Source organism: Streptomyces sp. D2-8, assembly GCF_023184515.1.
Taxonomy (GTDB): Bacteria; Actinomycetota; Actinomycetes; order Streptomycetales; family Streptomycetaceae; genus Streptomyces.
Window position 1 is genome coordinate 129,343 of sequence record NZ_JAAHBP010000003.1, and the last position, 19,956, is coordinate 149,298.

Annotated in this window: 16 protein-coding genes; 6 read left to right on the top strand and 10 right to left on the bottom strand. The window is 71.5% G+C overall.

The window, feature by feature from the left end:
- Positions 1-18: 18 nt before the first annotated feature.
- The 6 genes from G3I77_RS06940 to G3I77_RS06965 all read right to left on the bottom strand — a co-directional run bounded on the left by G3I77_RS06940 (position 19) and on the right by G3I77_RS06965 (position 8,222).
- On the bottom strand, positions 19-2,952 hold the full coding sequence (locus G3I77_RS06940; protein WP_248501710.1) for a glycoside hydrolase family 2 TIM barrel-domain containing protein: 2,934 nt from the start codon (positions 2,950-2,952) through the stop codon (positions 19-21).
- On the bottom strand, positions 2,949-3,818 hold the full coding sequence (locus G3I77_RS06945) for an alkaline phosphatase family protein (protein WP_248502582.1): 870 nt from the start codon (positions 3,816-3,818) through the stop codon (positions 2,949-2,951). The genes G3I77_RS06940 and G3I77_RS06945 overlap by 4 nt, the downstream gene beginning before the upstream one ends.
- Positions 3,819-3,990: 172 nt before the next feature.
- Complete coding sequence (locus G3I77_RS06950; RefSeq protein WP_248501711.1) at positions 3,991-4,839, bottom strand: carbohydrate ABC transporter permease; 849 nt, start codon at positions 4,837-4,839, stop codon at positions 3,991-3,993.
- Positions 4,836-5,720 carry a carbohydrate ABC transporter permease gene (locus G3I77_RS06955; RefSeq protein ID WP_248502584.1) on the bottom strand — a complete coding sequence of 295 codons (885 nt, stop codon included), beginning with the start codon at positions 5,718-5,720 and terminating at the stop codon, positions 4,836-4,838. Before G3I77_RS06955 ends, G3I77_RS06950 begins: the two co-directional genes overlap by 4 nt.
- A gap of 124 nt (positions 5,721-5,844) precedes the next feature.
- Complete coding sequence (locus tag G3I77_RS06960; protein WP_248501712.1) at positions 5,845-7,122, bottom strand: ABC transporter substrate-binding protein; 1,278 nt, start codon at positions 7,120-7,122, stop codon at positions 5,845-5,847.
- Positions 7,123-7,169: 47 nt separating this feature from the next.
- Complete coding sequence (locus G3I77_RS06965) at positions 7,170-8,222, bottom strand: carbohydrate kinase family protein (RefSeq protein WP_248501713.1); 1,053 nt, start codon at positions 8,220-8,222, stop codon at positions 7,170-7,172.
- A gap of 149 nt (positions 8,223-8,371) precedes the next feature.
- Here G3I77_RS06965 and G3I77_RS06970 point away from each other — a divergent pair, with 149 nt between their 5' ends.
- The 4 genes from G3I77_RS06970 to G3I77_RS06985 all read left to right on the top strand — a co-directional run bounded on the left by G3I77_RS06970 (position 8,372) and on the right by G3I77_RS06985 (position 15,035).
- Positions 8,372-9,136: a DeoR/GlpR family DNA-binding transcription regulator gene (locus G3I77_RS06970; protein ID WP_248501714.1), complete on the top strand. Its 765-nt coding sequence runs from the start codon at positions 8,372-8,374 to the stop codon at positions 9,134-9,136.
- A gap of 190 nt (positions 9,137-9,326) precedes the next feature.
- Positions 9,327-10,667: a 6-phospho-beta-glucosidase gene (locus tag G3I77_RS06975; RefSeq protein ID WP_248501715.1), complete on the top strand. Its 1,341-nt coding sequence runs from the start codon at positions 9,327-9,329 to the stop codon at positions 10,665-10,667.
- Positions 10,668-10,738: 71 nt separating this feature from the next.
- Positions 10,739-13,780, top strand: a complete 3,042-nt coding sequence (locus tag G3I77_RS06980) for a glycoside hydrolase family 38 C-terminal domain-containing protein (RefSeq protein WP_248501716.1) — start codon at positions 10,739-10,741, stop codon at positions 13,778-13,780.
- Between the two features lie 4 nt (positions 13,781-13,784).
- Positions 13,785-15,035 carry an alpha-L-fucosidase gene (locus G3I77_RS06985; protein ID WP_248501717.1) on the top strand — a complete coding sequence of 417 codons (1,251 nt, stop codon included), beginning with the start codon at positions 13,785-13,787 and terminating at the stop codon, positions 15,033-15,035.
- A 162-nt stretch (positions 15,036-15,197) separates the two neighbouring features.
- Here G3I77_RS06985 and G3I77_RS06990 read toward each other — a convergent pair whose 3' ends face one another.
- The gene (locus G3I77_RS06990) at positions 15,198-16,334 is read right to left on the bottom strand and encodes an ATP-grasp domain-containing protein (RefSeq protein ID WP_248501718.1); all 1,137 of its coding nucleotides are present in this window, start codon (positions 16,332-16,334) and stop codon (positions 15,198-15,200) included.
- Between the two features lie 253 nt (positions 16,335-16,587).
- On the opposite strand from G3I77_RS06990, the gene G3I77_RS06995 reads away from it, so the two are divergent.
- Positions 16,588-17,448, top strand: a complete 861-nt coding sequence (locus G3I77_RS06995) for a metallophosphoesterase (RefSeq protein WP_248501719.1) — start codon at positions 16,588-16,590, stop codon at positions 17,446-17,448.
- Positions 17,445-18,104: a 4'-phosphopantetheinyl transferase superfamily protein gene (locus G3I77_RS07000; RefSeq protein ID WP_248501720.1), complete on the top strand. Its 660-nt coding sequence runs from the start codon at positions 17,445-17,447 to the stop codon at positions 18,102-18,104. Before G3I77_RS06995 ends, G3I77_RS07000 begins: the two co-directional genes overlap by 4 nt.
- Before the next feature lie 32 nt (positions 18,105-18,136).
- On the opposite strand, the gene G3I77_RS07005 is transcribed toward G3I77_RS07000, so the two are convergent.
- The 3 genes from G3I77_RS07005 to G3I77_RS07015 form a co-directional block, all read right to left on the bottom strand.
- On the bottom strand, positions 18,137-18,361 hold the full coding sequence (locus G3I77_RS07005) for a hypothetical protein (RefSeq protein WP_248501721.1): 225 nt from the start codon (positions 18,359-18,361) through the stop codon (positions 18,137-18,139).
- Positions 18,362-18,538: 177 nt separating this feature from the next.
- Positions 18,539-19,069 (bottom strand): toxin-antitoxin system, toxin component, encoded by a 531-nt coding sequence (locus G3I77_RS07010; protein ID WP_248501722.1) that lies wholly within the window; start codon positions 19,067-19,069, stop codon positions 18,539-18,541.
- Between the two features lie 32 nt (positions 19,070-19,101).
- Positions 19,102-19,761: a helix-turn-helix transcriptional regulator gene (locus tag G3I77_RS07015; RefSeq protein ID WP_248501723.1), complete on the bottom strand. Its 660-nt coding sequence runs from the start codon at positions 19,759-19,761 to the stop codon at positions 19,102-19,104.
- Between the last annotated feature and the right edge of the window lie 195 nt (positions 19,762-19,956).

Below are 19,956 nucleotides of genomic sequence, written 5' to 3' on the forward strand. Positions count from 1 at the left end.
ACGGGGAGAGGGAGGAACTCAGAGAACGCGCAGCGTCCAGCTCCAGCGATGGACGCCCGCCGCGACGAGGTAGGCAGCGAAGGTGTCGGGCCCGCACGACGCCGTGCCCAGCCCGCGGTGCGCTGCGTCGATGTGCACCACGCACCCGGCCCGCGGCACCAGTTCGTCGTGATGCGCGACGGCGGCGAGGCCGGCCGCGCGATACCGGGTCACGGAGACCTGGCGGGCCCGGTCCAGCCGCACCGCGAGGCCGGTGGCGTCGGGCGCGGACAGGGTGAACCGCCGTACGCCGTGCCGCCCGCCGCTCTCCTGCGGTCGCAGATACGGCGTGAACAGCTCGTCCACCGGCAGGCAGTGATGGCCGACGGGTGCGCCCGCGGCCCGGTCCGGATACGACTCCCAGGGACCCTGGCCGAACCACTCCAGCTGGTTCAGCCCGGCGACCGTCTCGAACACGGTCCCCACCCGGGCCACGTCGTACAGCGCCTCGGGCAGCTCGGCGCTCTCCTCCACGAGCAGCCCGCCCTCCACCGCCGTCAGCACCTGCTCGTGCCGGACGGTGCCGCCCGCGCAGAGGTAGTCGGACACCACGGCCACCCGGCCCGGGTCACGCCGCACGGAAACGATGTGGCGGAGGGGCGCGTGAAGCCCCCAGTCCCGCCAGCGGGCCGCCATACCGCCCAGTTCGTCGTTGTCGGTCGGCGCCCGCCACAGCGACAGCATGGGCGCGGCCGTCAGCAGCGGATGGACCAGCAGCCCGTCCTCGTCGACCTCGACCGGCCGGTTCGACACCGGGGTGTGCACCACCGGGGGCGCCGCCCGCAGCCGCACCTGCGGCAGGCACACGACCGTGCCGCGCGGCGCCCACGGCTCGTCCCCGGCCGTCGTGACCCGCAGGGTCAGCCACGCCTCGCCGCCGTCCTCCGGCACCGTGAACGGCAGCGGCACCGCGGCCGTCTCACCGGGCCGCAGACCGGGCAGTTCGGCGGGAGCCGTCAGGGTGGAGCCGTCGGCCAGGGACAGCTCCCATACGCCGGACAGCCAGTCCAGACCCCGGAAGTGCTGGTGGTTGCCCAGGACGACGCCCTCGTGCCGGAAGGTCTCGATCCGCACCGGCGCGGCGATCTCCCGGTGCTCGAACATCACCGGCTTGGGGGTGCGGTCGGGAAAGACGACCCCGTCGGCGATGAAGGCGCCGTCGTGGTCCGTCTCGCCGAAGTCACCGCCGTACGCCCAGCGGTACCCGGGCGCGGCGACACCGTTGTCATAGAGCCCGGCGCCCCCACGCCCGGCCGGTCTGCCGTCGTTCACACGCTGCAGGATGCCGTGGTCCCGGAACTCCCAGATGAACCCGCCCTGAAGACCCGGGGTGGCCTCGATGGCCGCCCAATGGTCCGCCAGCGTGCCGTTGCTGTTGCCCATGGCGTGCGAGTATTCGCACTGGACGATCGGCTTGGTCTGCGCGCCGGACAGGGCGTGCGCCAGGCACTCCTCCAGCGGGGCGTACATCGGGCAGGCGATGTCGGAGGCCAGGTCCGGATCCGCCCAGCCGCGCTTGGCGGCGCCCTCGTACTGCACCGGCCGGGTCGGGTCGTGCCGGCGCACCCAGCCCGCCGCCGCGTCGTGGTTCGCGCCGTAGTCGGACTCGTTGCCCAGCGACCAGACGATGACGGACGGGTGGTTCTTGTCCCGCAGCACCATCCGCGCGACCCGGTCCACGAAGGCGTTCAGGTAGCGGGGGTCGTCGGCGATCTCGTGGGCGTGGTCGTGGGACTCGAGGTCGGCCTCGTCGACGACGTAGAAGCCGAGTTCGTCGGCCAGGTCGTACAGGGCCGGGTCGTTCGGGTAGTGCGCGGTGCGGATCGCGTTGAAGCCGAACCGCTTCAGCAGGACGAGGTCCGCCCGCATGTCGTCGTACGTCACCGTCCGCCCGGTCAGCGGGTGGAAGTCGTGCCGGTTGACGCCCCGGATGAACACGCGCTCGCCGTTGACCAGCAGGTCCCGGCCGACGATCTCGATGTCGCGGAAGCCGACGCGGTGCCGGGAGGTGTCGGCGACCGTGCCGTCGGCGCGGTGGAGGCGGACGGTCAGGCCGTACAGCTCGGGCGTCTCGGCGTTCCAGGTGCGCACCTCCGGCACGGCGGCGCGCAGCCGGGCCTCGCCGAGGAACTCGGAGACGCGCTCGTCCTCGGCGTTGGCCCGGTCGAACTCCGCGTCCTGCGTGAGCGGGTGCCCGTCCAGCTCCCCGCTGACGTACCAGCCCTCGGGCAGCTTCCCGCCCGTGTCCCGCACCCGGCACTCCACCAGCAGGTCGCCGTCCCGCCGGGCCCGCACGGTCACGTCCGCGAGATGCAGCGGGTCGACGGCGTACAGCAGCACCGAGCGGGTGATCCCGCCGTGCCACCACTGGTCCTGGTCCTCGACGTGGGAGGCGTCCGACCACTTCACCACGGTCAGGCGCACGGTGGCCCGCTCCCCGGGGCGCACCACCGGGGTGAGGTCGAACTCGGCGGCCAGATGCGAGTCCTTGGAGATCCCGACGGGCCGCCCGTCCACATGCAGCAGCAGCACGCTCTCGGCGGCTCCGACCTGGAGCACGATCCGCCGCCCGGCCCACTCGGCCGGCACCTCCACGGAACGCTCGTACACCCCGGTCGGGTTGGCGGCGGGCACGTCCGGCGGGAACGCGGCGAACGGCATGCGGACGTTGAGGTACTGGGGGAGGTCGTCCGTGCCCTGCATGGTCCACACGCCGGGGACGTACGAGGACGACCAGACCTCCCCGAGCGGGGCTTCCGGCGCGGGCAGCAGCTGAAAGCGCCAGTCGCCGTCGAGCGGCACGGCTCCGGAGCGCCGGTCGACGGCGTTCATCGGCAGCCGGCCCCACGAGGTCAGCTCGGGTGCCTGCCAGGGGCGCAGGGCGATCAGGGGATCGAGGGGAGCGTCGGTCATGACCATTCCGAAGTGGGTGCGGTGGGCCTGGGCAGGACGCGGCCCTGCAGGCCCCAGGCGGGGTCGACGGGGATGCCGAGACGGTCCAGAACGGTGGGGGCGATGTCGATGAGGCGGGGCGTACCGAGCCGGGTGCCTCCGGGTTCGCCGGGCTCGGCGAGGATCACGAAGACCTCCCGTTCGGCGCGCGAGTCGCCGCCGTGGCCACCGGAGTCGAGGTGCCCGTGGTCCGTCGTGACCAGCACGGTCCAGCGTTCCCCGGCGCGTCCGGGGTCCGACACCCGGGCCTCGATCGCCTCCAGCAGCCGCCCGAGGTGGGCGTCCTGGGCGAGCAGGGCCCGGTCGTAGGCGGGGGAGAGGGGGCCCGTGGCGTGGCCGGCCTCGTCGGTGGCGCCGAAGTACACGAACAGGACGTCCGGGTCGGACGTGGTGAGCCAGCGTATGGCGGTGCGTGCGACGCGGCGGTCCGCGGTCTCGTAGCCCTTGGATTCGCCGTTGTGGCGCACACGTCGGCCGATGGCCCGGCCGAGGGTGCCGCGGCGGACCAGAGCCGGCCAGGACACCGCCGCCGCCGTGCGCAGACCGGGCCGGGCGGTGGCGGCGCGGGTCAGGAAGTCGGGGTAGCGGGCGTAGTCGGCGCCTTTGAAGTCGTTGCCGGTGACCCCGTGGCGGTCGGGCCACACCCCGGTGAGGATGCTCGACCAGCCGGGCCCGGAGTCGGTGTGGGCCACGCCGGCCGAGGGCCCGTCGTCGGCTCGGCCGTAGGGCAGCAGGCTCGTGCCGTGGGCCCCCGTGGCCATCAGGCCGTGCAGCACGGGTGCGGTGGAGGGGGACCGGGTCAGCCGGTCGTAGCGCAGGCCGTCCATGCCGACGACGAGGACCTTGGGGCGTTGACCTCTGACGCTCACGTCCGTCACCGGGTGCCTCTCTGGTGTGGCTCCTACGAGCTCGGGACCGACTTCCGGCTCTTGGCTGCGCGCCCTTTGCGGCTGGTCGCGCAGTTCCCCGCGCCCTGAAGGGGCGCGGCCCTTCAGGGCGTCAGCTGCCCTGCACCGCCCCCTCCGTGGCCCCCGCGATGAACCCGCGGGCGAAGATCGTGAAGACCACGACCAGCGGCACGGACGCCATGAGCACACCGGCCATGACCATGCTGTAGTCGGTGGTGTGGCCGACATGGAGCTGGGCGAGCGCCACCTGGAGGGTCAGGTGGCCGGGGTCGTTGAGCACCACCAGCGGCCAGATGTAGTCGTTCCAGGCGCCGACGAAGGCGTAGATGGCGAGGAAGGACAACGCGGGCTTGATCATCGGCAGCACGATGTTCCAGTACTGCCGGAAGAACCCCGCGCCGTCGATGCGCGCGGCGTCGAGGAGTTCGTCCGGCACGCCGTTCTCTATGTACTGGCGCAGCCAGAAGATGCCGAAGGCGTTGGCGAGGGCGGGCAGGATCAGCGCCTTGAGGGTGCCGACCCAGCCGATGTCGGACATGAGGATGAACTGCGGGAGGACGGCCAGCTGGAGCGGCAACATCATGAAGCCCACCAGCATGGCGAACAGCACCTTGCGGCCGGGGAAGTCGAACTTGGCGAAGGCGAACGCCGCCAGGGAGTCGACGAACAGGACCAGGACGGTGGTCACGGTCGCCACGATCAGCGTGTTCAGCATCGACCCGAAGAAGTCGATGGTGTCGAGCACGTGCCCGATGTTCTCCAGCAGATGGGAACCGAACGTCAGCTTCGGCGGGCTCTTGTAGATGTCCTCGGTGGTGTTCGTCGCCATGACGATCGTCCACACGAACGGGAAGACCGAGATCAGGACCGCCAGGACGAGGACGATGTGCGCGGTCAGGCCCTTGGGGCGCCGGGACCGCCTGGGGACCACTGCGGTCATGACGTCCTCCCGCGCTGGACCAGACGCCAGTTGACGACGACCAGCACCATGATCAGTACGAAGAAGGCCCACACGATGGCCGCGCCGTAGCCGTAGTCGTTGTTGACGAAGGCCGACTGGTAGAAGTACAGCAGCGTGGTCAGGCCCGCCTGGCCGGGCCCGCCGAGGTTCGGGTTGGCGGCGTTGCTGCCGAACAGGACCTGGGGTTCGCTGAAGCTCTGCAGGCCGTTGATGGTCGAGATGATGACGGTGAACAGGATGATGGGCCGCATGATCGGCATGGTGATCTGGAAGAACGTACGGATCGGCCCGGCGCCGTCCAGCCTGGCCGCCTCGTAGATCTGGCCGGGGATGGCCTGGAGGCCGGCCAGGTAGATGATCATGTTGTAGCCGGTCCACATCCAGGTCATCAGCAGCGCGATGACCAGCTTGATCAGCCACGGATTGCTCAGCCACGGGACGGGTGCGATGCCGACCGTGCCCAGGATCGCGTTGACCAGGCCGAAGTTGTTGCTGAACACCGCGCCGAAGAAGATCGACACGGCGACGATCGAGGTGACGCTCGGTACGTAGAGGGCGATGCGGTAGAAGCCCTTGAAGCGGCGCACCGAATGCAGCAGCGTCGCCAGCACCAGGGCGCCGAACAGCGTGGGGACGGTGGACAGCACCCAGATCACCAGGGTGTTGCGGATCGACAGCCAGAAGACCGGGTCGTCCAGGAGGAACCGGAACTGCTGAAGTCCCACGAACTGCACGGTGCCCATGCCGTCCCAGCGCTGGAAGGCGAGGTACAGCGAGTAGAAGACCGGGAAGAACGAGAAGACGCCGAAGATCAGGAAGAAGGGCGAGATCGCGAGGTACTGCCGCCAGTGGGACAGCACGCCGCGGCGCCCTGGCCGCACGGTGCCCGCGGGCGGCGTGCGCCGCGGTCGGAAGCGGGCCGGGCCGGGCCCGCCGAGGTGCCGGGGCACCGCGGCGGGCCCGGTGACCGGAGGTGACGACACCTCAGCTCACCCCCTGTCGCCGGGCGATCTGCCGGGCCTGGGCGACCGCGTCCTTCCAGGCGTCCTCGGGCTTCTTGCCCTTGGCCTCGACGTTGCTCAGCTCCGTGAAGTAGGGAGCCATGACGGCGGCGTCGGCGGGTGCCTCGTAGCTCGCCGGGATGGCCTTGGCGGCCGGGCCGAACACCTCGATGACCTTCTGCCCGCCGAAGAAGGGGTCGCCGCCCGTCATGGCCGGCATGGCGTACGCCGCCGGTGCGGCGGGGAAGATGGCGGCGTCGGTGAAGCCGCGGGCGTCGTTCTCCGGGCTGAGGATCCAGCTGATGATCTTGAACGCCTCTTCGGGGTTCCGGCACTGCTTGGGCAGGGCCAGGTAGGAGCCGCCCTGGTTGGCCGGTCCGCCGGGGGTCGCGCAGACCCGCCACTTGCCCTTGGTCTTCGGGGCCGCCTGCTCGATGTCCAGCGCGTGCCAGGCAGCGCCGAGTTCGGTGGTCAGGCTCTTGCCGATGGCGGCGTTCCAGGTGTTGTCGTTGATCTTGGCGTCGAGGCCGAGGGTGTAGGGGCGGATCGCCGTGTCCCAGGCGGTACGGATGTGGTCCTGGTCGCCGATGAAGTGGTTGTCCTTGTCGATGAACCGCGCGGTGCCCTGGCCGACCGCGATGTTGAACACCGAGCCGATGTTGTTGACCAGGTAGGTGCCGGGCACCTTCTCGCGCAGCTCGGTGCCGAGTGCGAAGTACTCCTCCCAGCTCCCGGCCCGGGCGGCGACCTTGTCGGGGTCGGTGGGCAGCCCGGCCTTGTCGAACAGGTCCGCGCGGTAGAAGAGCGCGGTGGGACCGATGTCGATCGGGAAGCCGATCTGCCGGCCGTCCTCGCTCCGGGCGAGCCTGGTCTTCCAGTCCAGGTACTGGGAGGCGATCTTCTTGAAGCCCAGGTCGTTCAGGTCGAGGAAGCGGTTCGCGTTGGGCAGGAAGGACGCCATGTCCTCGCCCTTGATGCCGGTGATGTCGGGCACGGAGGCGCCCGCCGCGAGGGTGGTGGTCAGCTTCTGCTTGAAGTCGCCGCCTATGGACGCTGCGGTCAGCTTCACCTGGCCGCTGAAGTGCGTCTTGGCCTCGGCGACCACCTTGTCGCTGAGCGCGCCTCCCCAGTACCACAAGGTGAGGTTCTTGCCGTTCTTGCTGCCGGCCGATCCTGAGCCCCCGCCGCACGCGACGGTCAGGCCGGAGGCGGCCGCGGTCAGTGCGGCGGCCTGGAGGAAGCCTCTACGGGAAAGGTCCACGGGTCACTCCTGTTGTTCCTGTTCGACGTGCCAGAGGGGTGGGAGGGTCAGTGCGGCCCTTCGCAGGCGCGCGGACCGACGGAGGTGTGAGGGGCCGGTGGGGTGACGGGGGCGTGGTGCACGGGTGGGCCGGCGTCGGCCGGGACGCGGTCGGCCAGGAAGCCGTAGGCGCGTCGCAGTCCGGGGTCGGTCAGCGAGCGCCACCAGCGCTCGACGCCGTACCAGCCGGGGGCCGCGAGGGCACCGCCGTGGTGCCGGACGGACAGCCCGGCCGCGAGCACCGCGAACCGCAGCCGCTCCGCCAGCGGCCAGCCGCCGAGGGAGGCCGCGACGAAACTCGCGCCGAAGACGTCCCCGGCGCCCGTCGCGTCCAGGACGTCGGTGTCCAGGGCCGGGACCTCGGCGTACTCGCCGGTGATCTGGTCGACGGCGAGGGCGCCGTCCCCGCCCCGTGTCACCACGGCGACCGGCACCAGCTCGGAGAGGATGCCGAGCGCGTCCACCGCGCTGTCGGTGCGGGTGTAGGCCATCGCCTCGGTCTCGTTCGGGAGGAAGGCGTGGCACAGGGCCAGCTGGTCCAGGAGGGCCGTCGACCACTCCTGGGTGGGGTCCCAGCCGACGTCGGCGTAGATCTGCGTGCCGTTCGCGGCGGCCTTGGCGAGCCACTCGCGGGGCCGGGCCTCGAGGTGCACCAGGGCGGTCCGCGCGTCGGGCGGGTCGCCCATCAGCACGTCCTGCGAGTACGGCGGCTCCTGGCCGTGGGTGAGCAGGGCCCGGTCGTGGCCGTAGGCGACGGAGACGGTGACCGGGGTGGGCCAGCCGTCCGCCGTCCGGGAGAGCGAGAGGTCGACGCCTTCCTGGTCGCGCAGGACGTCCCGGCAGTGCTCGCCGTAGAAGTCGTCGCCGAACACCGTGGCCAGACAGGTGCCGAGGCCGAAGCGGGCGGCGGCCACGGCGAGGTTCGCGATGCCGCCCGGGCCGCAGCCCATGCCCCCGGTCCAGATCTCCTCGCCCGGTGTCGGCGGCTTGCCGAGCCCCGTGAGCACGAGGTCGTAGAAGAGCAGCCCGGTCAGCAGCACATCGGGCCGGTCATCGTCCACGGATGTGTCCTCTCGCTCACGGCTTCGACGGAGATCGTCAAAACTCTTCATTTCTCTGGCCGGAATCGTGCGCCGCTCAGAGAGATTGGTCAATACCCGAGCAGAACTGAGCATAGAAATGATTGAAGATGACGAGTAGTGTTCCGGCTGTGCTGGCAGAACGACGACACCAACTCATCCTGCGGGCCCTGCGCGCCGGCGGGCCCGCGGCCGTGACCGACCTCTCCGAGCAGCTGGGGGTGAGCCCCGCCACCATCAGGCGTGACCTGGTCAAACTGGAAGAAGACGGACTGCTCACGCGCGTGCACGGCGGCGCCGTCGTGGAGGAGGGCGACCAGCCCTTCGCCGAGGTCGCCGAGGTGCGCGTGTCCGAGAAGGACGCCATAGCCGAACGCGCCGCCGCCATGATCGAGGACGGCCAGTCGGTGCTGCTGGACATCGGGACGACGGCCTACCGCCTGGCCCGGCAGCTGCACGGCCGCCGCCTCACCGTGATCACCAGCAACCTGGTGGTCTACGAGGAACTCGCCGACGACGAGGGCATCGAGCTGGTCCTGCTCGGCGGCATGGTCCGCCGCGAGTACCGCTCCCTGGTCGGCTTCCTCACCGAGGACAACCTGCGCCAGCTGCACGCCGACTGGCTCTTCCTCGGCACCAGCGGCGTGCGGCCCGGCGGGCAGGTCATGGACACGACGGTCGTGGAGGTTCCGGTCAAGCGCGCCATGATCAAGGCCGGCGGGAAGGTGGTGCTGCTGGCCGACGCGGCGAAGTTCCCGGGGCACGGGATGGCGAAGGTCTGCGGTCCCGAGGACCTGGACGCGGTGGTGACGAACGAGCCGGTCGACGCGGCGACGCGGGCCTCCTTCCAGGAGGCGGGCGTCGAAGTCGTCGTGGTGGGAAGGGTGCAAGCGTGAACCCTCCCCCGGCCGAGGCGGGGAGATTCCTGGCCCAGGCCGCCCCGCCGTTCAGCGAACAGCAAGGTCTTACGCCCTCGACGCCAGCCGGGTGGGAACCAGCCCGGGGTCTTGAGGCAAGTTCAAGGAGGTGGCTCGTGCTTGGTTCTCGCAACGCGCCGCGCGCAGCCTGCCGAATCGGAGGAACCCCGTGAAGCTGACGATTCTGGGCGGCGGAGGATTCCGCGTGCCGCTGGTCTACGGAGCCCTCCTCCAGGACCACGCCGAGGGCCGGGTGACCCGTGTCGTGCTGCACGATCTGGACGCCGGACGGCTGTCGGCGGTGACACGCGTCCTCGCCGAGCAGGCGGCCGGCGTCGCCGACGCGCCCGAGGTGAGCGCCACCACCGACCTCGACGAGGCCCTGCGCGGCGCCGACTTCGTGTTCTCCGCGATCCGCGTCGGCGGCCTGGAGGGACGCGCGAACGACGAGCGCGTGGCCCTCGCCGAGGGCGTGCTGGGCCAGGAGACGGTGGGCGCGGGCGGCATCGCCTACGGCCTGCGCACGGTCCCGGTCGCCGTCGACATCGCGCAGCGGGTGGCACGGCTCGCGCCCGACGCCTGGGTCATCAACTTCACCAACCCGGCCGGACTGGTCACCGAGGCCATGTCCCGCCACCTCGGCGACCGCGTCATCGGCATCTGCGACTCCCCGGTCGGTCTCGGCCGCCGTATCGCCCGCGTGCTCGGCGTGAAGAACCCGGGCGAGGCGTGGATCGACTACGTCGGCCTCAACCACCTCGGCTGGGTCCGCGGCCTGCGCGTCGCCGGCCGTGACGAACTACCGCGCCTGCTCGCCGACCCCGACCTGCTCGGCTCCTTCGAGGAGGGCAAGCTCTTCGGCGTCGACTGGCTCCGGTCCCTGGGCGCGATCCCCAACGAGTACCTGCACTACTACTACTTCAACCGCGAGGCCGTCCGCGCCTACCAGCAGGCCGAGAAGACCCGCGGCGCGTTCCTGCACGACCAGCAGGCCCGCTTCTACGCCGAGATGAAGAACCCCCACGCCCCCGCCCTCACGGTCTGGGACCGCACCCGCGCCGAGCGCGAGGCCACGTACATGGCCGAGAACCGCGAGACCGCGGGCGCCGGTGAACGCGACGAGGACGACCTGTCCGGCGGCTACGAGAAGGTGGCCCTCGCGCTGATGCGGGCGATCGCCCGGGACGAGCGCACCACCCTGATCCTCAACGTGCGCAACCGGCGCACGCTGTCGGTCCTGGACGCGGAGGCCGTGATCGAGGTCCCCTGCCTCGTCGACGCCAACGGCGCCCACCCCGTCACCGTCGACCCGCTGCCCGACCACGCCACCGGCCTGGTCTGCGCGGTCAAGGCGGTCGAGCGCGAGGTGCTGGCCGCCGCCGGCTCCGGCTCCCGCGCGACGGCCGTGAAGGCCTTCGCCCTGCACCCGCTCGTCGACTCCGTCCACGTGGCCCACAGGCTGGTCGAGGGCTACACCGAGGTCCACCCCGGGTTGGCGTACCTTAGGTGAACGCCGTCCGGTAAGCGCTTTCCCCCACCGCTTCCCGCCTGCTCGCTCTTCCCGCTTCCTGGAGACATCCCATGCACGACGAAAGCCGCCGCATCGAGGAGCGCGTGCAGCGCCTTCACGACCAGCGCATCAAGACCGCGGTCTACGCGGCCACCGTCCCCTTCGAGGTGGAGGCCTGGCAGGCCCCGGGGGAGCCGGTCCCGTTCGAGGAGGCCGCCGCCGCTTCCTACGAGCCCTTCGCGATGGGCACCCCGTGGGGCCCGCCCTGGGGCACCACCTGGTTCCGCATGCGCGGACAGGTGCCGAAGGAGTGGGCGGGTCGCCGCGTCGAGGCCGTCATCGACCTGGGCTTCGTCGGCGACTGGCCCGGCAACCAGGCCGAGGCCCTCGTCCACCGCACGGACGGCACCCCGCTGAAGGCCGTCAACCCGCTCAACCAGTACGTGGCGATCGCCAACCCCGCCCGCGGCGGAGAGACGGTCGACTACCTGGTCGAGGCCGCCTCCAACCCGGACATCCTGGCGGACAACTTCGCCAAGGTCACGCCCCTCGGCGACAAGCTGACCGCGGGCGACGAGCCGCTCTACACCTTCCGCAGCGCCGACCTCGCCGTCCTCGACGAGGAGGTCTTCCACCTCGACCTCGACGTACAGGTGCTGCGCGAGCTGATGCTGGAGCTCGGCGAGCACGACCCGCGCCGGCACGAGATCGCGCACGCCCTCGACCGGGCGATGGACCTGCTCGACCTGGACGACGTGTCCGGCTCGGCCGCCGCGGTCCGCGAGGCGCTGAAGCCGGTGCTGTCCAAGCCCGCGCACGCCAGCGCGCACACCATCTCCGGCGTCGGCCACGCCCACATCGACTCCGCCTGGCTCTGGCCGATCCGCGAGACCAAGCGCAAGACGTCCCGCACCTTCTCCAACGTCACCTCGCTCGCCGACGAGTACGAGGACTTCATCTTCGCCTGCTCCCAGGCCCAGCAGTACGAGTGGGTCCGCGACCACTACCCCAAGGTCTGGGCCCGCATCCAGGAGTCCGTCAAGAACGGCCAGTGGGCGCCGGTCGGCGGTATGTGGGTCGAGGCCGACGGCAACCTGCCCGGCGGCGAGGCCGTCGCCCGCCAGTTCATCCACGGCAAACGGTTCTTCATCGAGCACTTCGGCATCGAGACCAAGGGCGTGTGGCTGCCGGACTCCTTCGGCTACAACGCGGCCTACCCGCAGCTCGCCAAGCTCGCAGGGAACGAGTGGTTCCTCACCCAGAAGATCTCCTGGAACCAGACCAACCGGTTCCCCCACCACACCTTCTGGTGGGAGGGCATCGACGGCACCCGCATCTTCACCCACTTCCCGCCGGTCGACACCTACAACGCCCGCTTCAGCGGCGAGGAGATGTCCCGCGCGGTCCGCAACTACTCCGAGAAGGGCGGCGCCTCCCGTTCCCTGGCCCCCTTCGGCTGGGGCGACGGCGGCGGCGGCCCCACCCGCGAGATCATGGAGCGCGCCCGTCGGCTGGCCGACCTGGAGGGCTCCGCGAAGGTCGTCGTCGAACACCCCGACGAGTTCTTCGCCAAGGCCCGTGAGGAGTACCCCGACGCGCCCGTGTGGGTCGGCGAGCTCTACCTGGAGCTGCACCGCGCCACCTACACCTCCCAGGCCCGCACCAAGCAGGGCAACCGCCGCTCCGAGCACCTCCTGCGCGAGGCCGAACTCTGGGCGACCACGGCCGCCCTGCACGCGCCGGGCTACATCTACCCGCACGAGAAGCTGGACCGGCTCTGGAAGACGGTGCTGCTGCACCAGTTCCACGACATCCTGCCCGGTTCCTCCATCGCCTGGGTGCACCGCGAGGCCGAGGCGGAGTACGCTCGCGTCGCCCGCGAACTGCACGCGCTGACCGCCGAGGCGGTGGCCGCGCTGGGCGCCGGCGGCACCCGCGTCTTCAACGCCGGCCCCTACGACCGCGCCGAAGTGGTCCGCACCGCCGACGGCGCGCCGGTGTACGTGGAGGTACCCGCGAGCGGTTCCGCACCCCTCACCGACACCGCGGCCCCGCAGCCGGTGACGGTGCACGGCCGGGTCCTCGCCAACGGACTGGTCCGCGTGGAGGTGGCCGAGGACGGCACCCTGTCCTCCGTCCGCGACCTGCGTGCTGGCCGCGAAGTCCTCGCCGAGCCGGGCAACCTGCTCCGTCTGCACACGGACCTGCCCAACTACTGGGACGCCTGGGACATCGACAAGCACTACAAGAACCGCTACACGGACCTCCTGGACGCGTCGTCCGTCACGGTCGTCGAGCAGGACCCGCTGGTCGGCGCCATCCGCGTCGAGCGGTCCTTCGGCAAGGGCTCCACGATCACCCAGACGATCACCGTCCGCGCCGGCAGCTCCCGGATCGACATCGAGACGGACATCGACTGGCACGAGACCGAGAAGATCCTCAAGGCGGCCTTCCCGGTCGACATCCGCGCCCCGCACTCCTCCGCCGAGATCCAGTTCGGCCACATCCAGCGCCCCACCCACACCAACACCACCTGGGAGGCGGCCCGCTTCGAGGTCTCCGGCCACCGCTGGGTGCACCTCGGCGAGCCGGGCTACGGCGTCGCCGTCATCAACGACTCGACGTACGGCCACGACGTCTCCCGCACCGTCCGCGAGGACGGCGGCACCACGACCACCGTCCGCCTCAGCCTGGTCCGCGCCCCGCGCATCCCCGACCCCGAGGCCGACCAGGGCCGCCACCGCCTCACCTACGCGCTGCTGCCCGGCGCGACCGTCGAGGACGCCGTCGCCGAGGGCTACGCCCTCAACCTGCCGCTTCGGGTGGCGGAGGCGGCCGGCGCCCCCGAACCGGTCGTCACCGCCGAGGGCGAGGGCGTGACCGTGGAGGCGGTCAAGCTCGCCGACGACGCCTCCGGCGATGTCGTCGTACGGCTCTACGAGTCCCGCGGCGGCCGCGCCACCGGCACCCTGCGCCCCGGGTTCCCGCTCGCGGGGGCCCAGATCACCGACCTGCTGGAGCGCCCGCTCCAGGACGCGGAGATCATCGACGGGGCCGTCGCCGTCGCGCTGCGGCCCTTCCAGATCCTCACCCTCCGCCTGCGCAGGGGCTGAGCTCATGGCCATGCAGCCTTGGTTCGAGGACGCCAAGCTCGGCATCTTCGTCCACTGGGGCATCTACGCCGTCGACGGCGTCCAGGAGTCCTGGTCGTTCTACGACGACATCGTCCCGCACGGGCAGTACATGTCCCAGCTCGACCGGTTCACGGCCGCCCGCTACGACCCGCGCGACTGGGCGAGGCTCTTCGCGCGGGCCGGTGCCAGGTACGCCGTGCTGACCAGCCGCCACCACGACGGGGTCGCCCTGTGGGACACCGCCCACGGCGACCTGAACGTGGGCCGCGACCTGATCGCCGGCTACGCCGAGGCCCTGCGCGAGCAGGGCCTCAAGGTCGGCCTCTACTACTCCCACTCCGACTGGAACCACCCCGACTACGCCTCCACCCGCAAGCCCGGCCGCCCGCCGGAGCTGGAGGACAACCGGTACTCCGAGGTCGCCGCCGAGTTCGAGGACCTGGACGCGTGGGAGAGGTTCCTCGCCTACCGCGACGGGCAGATCCGCGAACTCACCAGCCGTTACCGGCCCGACCTGATGTGGTTCGACGGCGAGTGGGACCGCAGCGAGGAGCAGTGGCGCATCCTCGAACTCGCCGCCCTCATCCGCTCCCGGGTACCGGACGTCGTCTTCAACGCCCGGATGCTGAGCGAGGGCGACTACGCCACCCCCGAGCAGGGCGCCCCCGTCATCCCCCCGAAGGGCCCCTGGGAGCTGTGCCTCACGATCAACGACTCCTGGGGCCACCAGCACCACGACCACCACCACAAGTCCGTCGACCAGCTGGTCCGCTACTTCACCGAGACCATCGGCGGCGGAGGCAACCTGCTCCTCAGTGTCGGTCCGCGGGAGGACGGCACGATCACGGACGAGCAGGCAGAGCGGCTGGAAGGGCTCGGCGACTGGATCGCCGGGCACGCCGAGGCCGTGTACGGCACCGTACGAGGACTCCCGCCGGGGCACCACTACGGCCCGAGCACCCTCGCCAAGGACCGCCGCACCCTCTACCTGACCCTCTTCGACGCCCCGCGCGCCGAGATCAACGTGCGCGGCCTGCTCAGCAAGGTCCGCCGGGTCTCGGTCCTGGGCAGCGGCACCGAGCTGCCCCACCACGTCACCGGCGGCCTCCACGAGACGCCCGGCATCCTCTGGATCGAGCCCCCCTCGGCGGCGGACCTCGACCCGCACGCCACCGTACTGGCCGTCGAACTGGAAGGGGAACTGGAGCTGTACCGAGGTGAGGGCCGCTTCTGACCGCCGGATCGACCCACGATTCCGGCACCGGAATGCTCCCTGTCGTGGGTCGCCCCGCTCGTCCCGCCGCGGCCGAGACGAGGCGCGACCCCAGCAGTGTGTGCGACGCGCTCGCGGCCAGGTCCCAGGGACCAGGGACCAGGACCGACTGTGCGGACCCCCCTAGAGAGGCAGCGCCCGAGCCGCCGCCCCGACCGGGCCGACCGGTTCGGCCGACGGGGGCGCGGGTACCGCCGGCAGCGGATCCGTCGCCTCCGGCCGCTGCTGCGGCAGCGACACCGGCCGCAGCGGGCGCAGCCCCGACACCACCGTGTAGTCCTGGCCCAGGAACGGCGGAACCACCTCCCCCGGGTCCTCGCCGAGGGCCAGCTGCACGGCGGCCCAGGGGGCGTTGACCCCGCACAGGGACAGCTGGTGCAGTCCGCCGGCCGGGCGGGTGTTGACGTCCATGAGGACCGGACGGTCGCCGAACATCCGGAACTGGATGTTGGACAGGTAGTGCAGACCGAAGCCCTCGGCGATCCGCCGGGCCGGGTCCAGCCACTGCTCGTGCAGGGTGAAGCCCCGGCGGCGGCCGTTCTTGGTGCGGCCCACGGCCATCCGGAGCCGGTTGTCCGGACCGGTCAGGCAGTCCACCGACACCTCGGGCTGCTCCAGGCGCGGCATCACCAGCCAGTCGACCGGCTCCTCGGCCCCCCGCAGCGCCTCCAGCACCAGGTCGAGCGGCACGTACGGGCTCGGGAACCCGCTCAGATGCATCAGCGAGAAGGGCGTACGCGTGATCACGCGGAAGCCCACCCCGCCGGCCCCGGACGCGGGCTTGAAGCACGCCTTGTGCCCGCCTGCCTCCAACTCCTCGACAGCGGCGACGAGTTCGTCCTCCGAGCGGACCCGCCACCACGGCGGCACGGGCACGCCGATCGCCTGGACCGCCTCGTAGGCGATCACCTTGTCGTGGAAGACGGCCACGGCCTCGGGCGGCGGCGCCAGCACCGCCGTGCCGGCCGCCTCGAACTCGGCGCGGTGCGCCACGATCGCCGACTGGTGCAGCCGTGGCACGAACACATCGATGCCGCGTCGCGCGCACTGGTCCAGCGCGTACTCCACGTACCCGGCGGGGGAGAGGTTCTCGGGCTCCAGCTCGGCCGTGTCGGCGGCGGCCAGCACCGGCGAGTCGGGGTCTCCGTGGGTGGCATGGATCTCGACGGCCCGGTCGCTGGGATTTCTCCGCAGCTGATCCATGAAGAACACGTTCTCCGCGTACGTGCGGTTGAGCCAGACGCGTACGCGAGAGACCATGCAGGCCGCCTTTCACGGTTCGCGGGCAGGGCTGAGCAGCCCGTGCCCGGGCAGGAAAATGGAGGGACACCAAACCGCCCCTGTGAAGGGGAGTTCTCAGTGGTGGTGTTGGGCCAGATCATACGGCTTCGGCGAGCCCTGTCGTGCAACGCGCATGTGAAGGATTTCTCCGGCGACGGCCCCCGGGCCGCCTTGTCCCTCTCGCACGGATGTGATCTCTTGGTGGCGTCCGGGTGCGCGGAGGGGGCGAGAGGTGACGTCGACGGCCGGTGGCGCCGCACAACTGCTGGCCATCAGCGATCTGCACATCGGGTACCCGGAGAACCGCGCCCTGGTCGAGGGCATGCGGCCCGGGACGGACGACGACTGGCTGCTCGTGGCCGGGGACGTCGCCGAGACCGTGGCGGACATCCGCTGGGCCCTGAAGACGCTCGCGGGCCGCTTCCGCAAGGTCGTCTGGGCGCCCGGCAACCATGAGCTGTGGACCCATCCGAGCGACTCCGTCACCCTGCGCGGTGTCGCACGGTACGAGTACCTGGTCGAGCTGTGCCGGGAACTCGGGGTGACGACTCCCGAGGACCCCTACCCCGTCTGGGACGGCCCCGGCGGCCCGGTGGCCGTCGCCCCGCTGTTCCTGCTGTACGACTACTCGTTCCTGCCGGCCGGCTGCACCACCAAGGAGCAGGGCTTGGAGTACGCGCAGGGCACCGGGATCGTGTGCACCGACGAGTACCTGCTGCACCCCGACCCGTACCCGAGCCGGGAGGCATGGTGCCGGGCCCGGGTCGCCGAGACCGAACGCAGACTCGCCGAACTGCCCGGCGACCTGCCGGTGATCCCCGTCAACCACTATCCGCTGCACCGGCATCCGATGGACGTGCTGTGGCACCCCGAGTTCGCCATGTGGTGCGGCACGGACCTGACCGCCGACTGGCACCGCAGGTTCCGCGTGCACACCATGGTCTACGGCCATCTGCACATCCCCCGCACCACCCGGCACGAGGGCGTGCGCTTCGAGGAGGTGTCGGTGGGCTATCCACGCGAGTGGAGCAAGCGGTCCCGGCCGCCCGGGCGGCTGCGGCGCATCCTGCCGGGGGAGGGCGAGGAGCGGTGATCGAGGAACTGCTGCCGGAAGCCGTGGTCACCGTGGAGGCGTACGGCCACGGGGACGCGGACACCCCGCTGTACCCCGAGGAGGCGGCGCTCGTGGCACGGGCGGTCGCCAAGCGGCGCAGGGAGTTCGCCGTCGTGCGCTCCTGCGCCCGCCGCGCCATGGAGAAGCTCGGCGTGGCGCCGCAGCCGATCCTGCCGGGGGAACGCGGCGCCCCCGGCTGGCCGGCCGGGCTGGCCGGCAGCATGACCCACTGCGACGGCTACGGCGCCGCCGCCCTGGTCCGCGCCACCGACCTGGCCTCCCTGGGTATCGACGCCGAGGTCCACGGCCCGCTGCCCGAGGGCGTCCTGCCGTCCGTGTCCCTGCCGGCCGAGGCGGACCGGCTGCGAAGGCTCGCCGCCGAACGCCCCGACATCCACTGGGACCGGCTGCTGTTCAGCGCGAAGGAGTCCGTCTACAAGGCGTGGTTCCCCCTCACCGGGAAGTGGCTGGACTTCATGGAGGCCGACATCGAGCTCACCGCCGAGGGCACCTTCCGCGCGGCGCTGCTCGTCCCCGGGCCGCGGGTGGGCGCCCGCCGCGTCGGCCACTTCGACGGTCGCTGGACGGCGGGGCGGGGCCTGGTCGCCACGGCGGTCGCGGTACCGCACGCCTGACCCCGCAAGGAATCCCTCTCCGGCACTCCGGGTCAGGGCCCCGTCTCGGGGCACCAGTTCTCCAGGAGCCGGAAGAACGCCTCCTCGTTGCCGGTCAGCCCGGCCCGCTCCAGGGCCCGCTCCGCCTCGGCGAGCACCGCGGGAGGCACGAGCGGCGGGGCGCCCTCCAGGTCGAAGGCGGCCCGGACGGTGTGCAGCAGCCGCAGATAGGCCTGGACGGCGGTGCGTTCACGATCGGTCAGAACGGCGGTGGGCATCGGTCGGCTCTCCCCGTGTCGGCGTCGTCTCTCCCGCGCCCTCGCGGCGCGCACGCCCCGCACGGCGGTGGCGCCCCTCCAGCTTGCCGCCCACCACTGACAATCCGGCCCCGTCGCCCTCCGGTTCGCCCGCTCGGCGGAGGCGGACCACACCACGTTGCCCCTGAGGACGGCCCGTCAGCCCTGCGGTCCGCGATACCCGAGCGACGCTTCGATCCGCCCCGCCAGATGGTCCCGCCGCGCCGGCCCGCGCGACGACGAACCGGCGAGCCACGCCCGGCACTTGCTGGCGAGCAGCAGACCGAAGCTCTCGGCCTCCTTCTCGTCGTCGAGGTCGAAGCGGGTGCGCGCGGCGACCTTCCGCACGGTCTCCTGGAGGTCGGCGCCGTCGTCGAGCAGCCGGGCCGCGACGGCGGCGCCCTCGACGTGGTGGGAGCAGTGCCCGGCCTTCATGTGCCACAGCTCGTGGCCCAGGATCACCAACTGGTGATCGGGAGCGGTGCGTTCCTCGATCACGACGAGGTCCTGTTCGGCCATGTCGAGCCACAGCCCGCTGGCGGTCCCGGGCGGGAACGCGGCCGTACGGAAGTGGACGGGGCGGCCGCGGCGTCTGCTCATGCCGTCGCACAGGGCGGCGTACAGCTCGTCGGGCCGTGCCGGCGCGGGGAGGGTCAGCTCCGCGACCAGCTCGCCGCACAGGCGGCGCATTTCCCTACCGATGCCCACAGTTCTCCCCACGGTCACGACTCGGGCCGCTTGACGCTCTCCAGGAGCATGTCCAGCCACTCCGCGACCTTGTCGCGGTGCTGGTCGGTGGGCAGTTGCGCGGCCCGCCAGGCGATGCCGCGCACGCCGTGGTCCTGCAACAGCCGCTCCAGCGGGTCGTCCGCCGCCGCAGCCGCCTGCCGCTCGCGGTCGGCGAGCTTCTGCAGCAGCTCCTGCTCGGTGTGCTGGAGGGCGCTCACGAGCGCCTCGGGGTCCTCGGCCGTCAGGAACCCGGCGTGCACCCGGAAGAACCGCTGGAGGGCGTCGCAGTGCTCCATGGTCGGCCGACGGTCGCCGTTGATGAGGGCGCCGGCCTGCTGGCGGGACATGCCCGCGCCGTCGGCGATCTCCTGCTGGGTGTACTTGCGGCCGTTGGGCTTGAGCCGGGTCCGGCGCAACAGGTCCAGTCGCTGCAGGAACCGGGCCTGGACATCGGGCTCGCCCGCCGGCCGGCCACTGAGCAGTGCCTTGACCACGGGGTCCGGGACCCCGGAGGCCACGGACAGCCGGCCGATGTCGAAGACCTCGGCATGCGGCACGCCGAGCCGGTCGGCGAGCGCGCCGACACGGGAGACGACGGCCGGTAGCACGGCCGTCGGCGTGGCGCCCGGACCCTCGACGAAGCCACCCGTCACCGACAGATCTCCTACGTATCTCACAGGCTTCTCACAAGTGGATGCCGTGACCTACCCCGGCGTGAACTTCCCGGAGCGTAGCCGGTGCTTCGAACTCACATCCAGGTCTCGCCACAACTGTGGCCAATTTCAGCCGTCAACAGGCACGGAATGCCACGATAGTTGACACGCCTCAGCTCGGGGCAGCAGGATCGG

Excerpts from the sequence above, each read along its gene's own strand:
- G3I77_RS06990 (WP_248501718.1), bottom strand. The coding sequence starts at position 16,334 with ATGGTCTCTCGCGTACGCGTCTGGCTCAACCGCACGTACGCGGAGAAC.
- G3I77_RS06980 (WP_248501716.1), top strand. The coding sequence starts at position 10,739 with ATGCACGACGAAAGCCGCCGCATCGAGGAGCGCGTGCAGCGCCTTCAC.
- G3I77_RS06985 (WP_248501717.1), top strand. The coding sequence starts at position 13,785 with ATGGCCATGCAGCCTTGGTTCGAGGACGCCAAGCTCGGCATCTTCGTC.
- G3I77_RS06950 (WP_248501711.1), bottom strand. The coding sequence starts at position 4,839 with ATGACCGCAGTGGTCCCCAGGCGGTCCCGGCGCCCCAAGGGCCTGACC.
- G3I77_RS06940 (WP_248501710.1), bottom strand. The coding sequence starts at position 2,952 with ATGACCGACGCTCCCCTCGATCCCCTGATCGCCCTGCGCCCCTGGCAG.
- G3I77_RS06945 (WP_248502582.1), bottom strand. The coding sequence starts at position 3,818 with ATGGACGGCCTGCGCTACGACCGGCTGACCCGGTCCCCCTCCACCGCA.
- G3I77_RS07005 (WP_248501721.1), bottom strand. The coding sequence starts at position 18,361 with ATGCCCACCGCCGTTCTGACCGATCGTGAACGCACCGCCGTCCAGGCC.
- G3I77_RS07010 (WP_248501722.1), bottom strand. The coding sequence starts at position 19,069 with ATGCGCCGCCTGTGCGGCGAGCTGGTCGCGGAGCTGACCCTCCCCGCG.